Here is a 3,718-nt window from a genome sequence, read left to right on the forward strand (position 1 = left end):
GGCTGAAAACTGTCGCGGCAATCGTCAGAGCGGCCAGCCAGAAGTTTGTTCAGCCTGAACTGCTTGGCTGGTATCTTTGCACCCTTGCCGTTCTGCAAATCGGGTACTTCCCCGCTGCTTTCATCTACATGAGTTTACTGCTGCGGGTGGCCGGTATCGACAACTGGCGGACAATCGCCGCCATCAGCGCGACCTGCGTCATCGTGGTTTTCGTCCTGTTCCGCGCCATCGGGATCGTGCTGCCCATGGGGGGACTCTGGTCTTGAGCCGGAATTGGAGACCGCAATGATCGACCTGGTCGCGTTCGAGCAGGCAGTGGCGATGGTCTTCACCGTCGAGACACTGTTCTGGATGGCGGTCGGTGTTACCGTTGGCGTCGGCATCGGCGCCATTCCCGGACTTTCGTCGACGAGTGGGATCGCATTGATCCTGCCGCTGACCTTTACCATGTCCACGGCGCCCGCGCTTGGATTGATCATCGGATTGTACAAGGGTGCGATCTACGGCGGCGCGATATCCGCGATCACGTTCGCCACGCCGGGCACACCGGATTCCGCGCCCACCGTCTACGACGGCTACAAGATGATGAAGCAAGGCAAGGGCCGGAAAGCGATGCTGATGGCCCTTTACGCTTCCGTTACGGCGGATGTGGCCAGCGACATCGCGACCATCATCATCGCGCCGCTCGTCGCCATCGTTGCGCTGTCCTTTGGGCCGAGCGAACGCGTCTGGCTGATGATGATCGCCATCGTCCTCATCGGTTCGCTGAGCGGAAGCCACTTCGCCAAAGGGCTGCTGAGCGCCGGGATCGGACTGTTCGTCGGCACCATCGGCAATGACCCGATCAGCAACGCGGAGCGCAACACCTTCGGTCTGTGGTGGCTTCAGGGCGGCGTCGGGCTTGTGCCGCTCATAATCGGGCTCTTCGCGATGGCGGCCATGTTGGAGGAATGGGCCAAGCACATCGCCACCAAAACCACGGACGAGTCCCAGGCCATAGCTGTCAAGGGCATGTTCGGGAAAAGCCAGGAGGGTCTTTCGTTCCGGGAATACCTGTCCTGCTGGCGCGAGATGGGCATCGGGATCGGTGTCGGCACCTTTGTCGGCATGCTGCCCGGACTCGGCGCGCTGGTCGCCTCTTTCCTGTCCTACAGCATTGCCGTCCGGTATTCGCCCGAGAAGAAGATCGGTACCGGACGACTGGAAGGAATTGCGGCTTCAGAGGCTGGAAACAACGCGACCGTCGGTCCAACGCTGATTCCGCTTCTTGCATTCGGTATTCCCGGCAGCACGACCGCCGCCCTGATCGGGGGCGCGTTGATCATGCAGGGGGCAACGCCCTCCGCCCGGATGTTCCAGGTCTTCCCAGAGATCATCTACGCACTGTTCATCATTCTCCTGCTTGCCAATTTCGTGAATCTTGGAATCGGGCGGATATTTGCGTTCCTGTATGCGCGACTTGGCCAGCTTCCGCGGACGATTCTAGTGCCGACGATCATGTTGATGTCGGTAATCGGAACCTACGCCTATCAGCAGAATGTCTATGATGTCGTGGTGATGCTGTTCTTCGGTTTCCTGGGTTTCGCGATGCTGTTCTTCCGAATTCCGGTTGCGCCGCTGATCATCACCTTCGTCGTGATCCCGATGGCCGAGGCCGATTTCCGCCGCGCCCTGCTGATCAACAGGGGCGACTGGACGAATGCGCTGCTCGGGTCCGGGCTTGCGATATTCCTCGCCTCGATCGTGGCCGTCCTGCTCTATTTCTCTATCCGTGGAAAGATGAACTCGCGTCTCAACAAGATCAAGGAAGACGTGTCGAAACTGGAATGAAGATCATGCTGGCAAGGTATTCAGAGTCGCAGGCCGTCATGAGAGAGGCATGAAATGAAAATCAGAGAGCAGACAATCCAGAACATGTTGCGGGCGACGCAGGGTATTGATTTCAACGCGGACCGGTCGCGGGAAATTGCCGCGGAGGTCACGAACCTGCTGGACGCGGTGGATGAGTTTTCGGAACTCATGCATTTCGATTGCGAGCCGCTGCATTTTCACGGCTATGTCGCCAACGGCAAGGGGGTTAAGGCATGACCGGCGCGGGGGCCGGAAATGTGCTCGGTTCATCGCTGATCGAAACTGCGGAACGCATCCGGTCACGCGAGGTCTCCGTGCAGGATGTGACCGCTGCTTCCCTTGCGCGTGCCGAGGCGCTCCAGCCTGACATCAACGCCTTCATCCGGATCGACACCGAAGCCGCGATGCAGGCGGCGGAACGGGCAGATGGTGAGATTGCAGCGGGCCGCTATCGTGGCGTGCTCCACGGTATTCCGCTCGCCCACAAGGACATGTTCTATCGCGCGGGCGAGATAACGTCTTGTGGTTCCGACATTCGCCGCGACTTTCGTGCGGAGTTCACGTCAAATCTGATCGCCCGTCTTGACGCCGCCGGGGCGATCTCCATCGGATGGCTGAACCTGTCCGAGTTCGCCGGGGGACCGACGGGCCATAATGTCCATTTCGGCGATTGCCGAAATCCGTGGAACACGGCCCATGTATCCGGTGGATCCTCCAGCGGGTCGGGTGCCGCCGTGGCCGCCGGGATCGTTTTCGGGGCACTCGGGTCCGATACCGGCGGATCGGTACGCATTCCCGCCGCGTGTTGCGGTGTCGTCGGAGTGAAGCCGACCTATGGACTCGTGTCGCGCCACGGCGCCATGCCGCGGTCCTGGTCACTCGACCATATCGGCCCGCTGACCCGGAGAGTGGCGGATTCCGCTGCCATTCTCCAAGCCATCGCAGGCGTCAATGCTGGCGATGCGACATCGTGGTTCAGTGATGTTCCAGATTACGTGGACGGGCTGGGCGCGGTTCCAAAGGGCATTCGCATCGGCGTGCCGAAACGCGGTTTTGTCGAAGATGCCGCGCCGGATGTGATCGCCGCCTTCGAGGCAGCGCTGGAGGTGCTCTGCGGCCTCGGATGCGTGCGCGTGGACGTCGATCTTCCGGACCCGAACGGGCTTTCGAAGCTCAACGACGTGATCTCGAAATCCGAGGCGGCGACAATCCATCGCAAATGGCTGACCGATACACCCGAACGGTACGGAGATCACGTGCGCTCGCGGATCGAGGCCGGCCTCGCCATTCCCGCGACCCGCTACCTTGAGGCGCTCTCCGTGCGAACGGGTATCACGCAGCGCTTCGTGGACAGCGTATTCTCGAAATGTGATGTCGTTTGCGCCCCGACCCTGCCGTTCAGCGCGCCTCGGCGCGACGAGTCCAATCCCGAAGAGCCGACTGGCGTGCTCGACCTGGTGCGAAAGATGACCTATCGCACGCGGCTCTTCAACTTTCTCGGGTTGCCGGCCTTCAGTATCCCCATGGGGTTCGACGCCCGGCATCTACCGCTAGAGCGTGTCGCCCCTGATCGGATTCTGGATTCCCATTTCGATCATCCCGTGATTCCCTGTTCTGGAGGCAGATATGGGGGTCAGGTATGGGTAAGCCGCATCCTGTTGAGTTACGTGAACGGGCGGTTTTGCTTGTTGAGCAAGGCAGCACGCACACCGAGGCGGCGCGGCGCCTGTGTGTTTCCATCAAGTTCGTCAATGACATGGTGCGGCTCAAGCGCGAGACTGGCGCGCTTGCGCCAAAGCCGCAGGGCAATCCGGGACGCGGCAAGCTGACCGATGTCAAAGACTGGGTGCGGCGCCGGATCGCGGCC

General features: G+C 60.9%; 4 protein-coding genes. All 4 read left to right on the forward strand.

Annotated elements, in window-relative coordinates:
- On the forward strand, positions 1-266 hold a 266-nt coding region (locus DDE13_RS22010), incomplete at its 5' end, for a hypothetical protein (RefSeq protein ID WP_162631180.1).
- A 19-nt stretch (positions 267-285) separates the two neighbouring features.
- Positions 286-1,830 (forward strand): tripartite tricarboxylate transporter permease, encoded by a 1,545-nt coding sequence (locus tag DDE13_RS22015; protein ID WP_111406342.1) that lies wholly within the window; start codon positions 286-288, stop codon positions 1,828-1,830.
- 54 nt (positions 1,831-1,884) lie between these two features.
- Positions 1,885-2,088, forward strand: coding sequence for a hypothetical protein (locus DDE13_RS23125; protein ID WP_162631181.1), 204 nt, complete (start codon positions 1,885-1,887; stop codon positions 2,086-2,088).
- The gene (locus DDE13_RS22020) at positions 2,085-3,680 is read left to right on the forward strand and encodes an amidase (protein WP_111406343.1); all 1,596 of its coding nucleotides are present in this window, start codon (positions 2,085-2,087) and stop codon (positions 3,678-3,680) included. Before DDE13_RS23125 ends, DDE13_RS22020 begins: the two co-directional genes overlap by 4 nt.
- The last annotated feature ends 38 nt before the right edge of the window (positions 3,681-3,718 follow it).

This window comes from Meridianimarinicoccus zhengii (assembly GCF_003254465.1).
Taxonomy (GTDB): Bacteria; Pseudomonadota; Alphaproteobacteria; order Rhodobacterales; family Rhodobacteraceae; genus Meridianimarinicoccus; species Meridianimarinicoccus zhengii.

What these genes read in the sequence shown, in the direction of transcription:
- DDE13_RS22015 (WP_111406342.1), top strand. Translation starts at nt 286, where the DNA reads ATGATCGACCTGGTCGCGTTCGAGCAGGCAGTGGCGATGGTCTTCACC.
- DDE13_RS23125 (WP_162631181.1), top strand. Translation starts at nt 1,885, where the DNA reads ATGAAAATCAGAGAGCAGACAATCCAGAACATGTTGCGGGCGACGCAG.
- DDE13_RS22020 (WP_111406343.1), top strand. Translation starts at nt 2,085, where the DNA reads ATGACCGGCGCGGGGGCCGGAAATGTGCTCGGTTCATCGCTGATCGAA.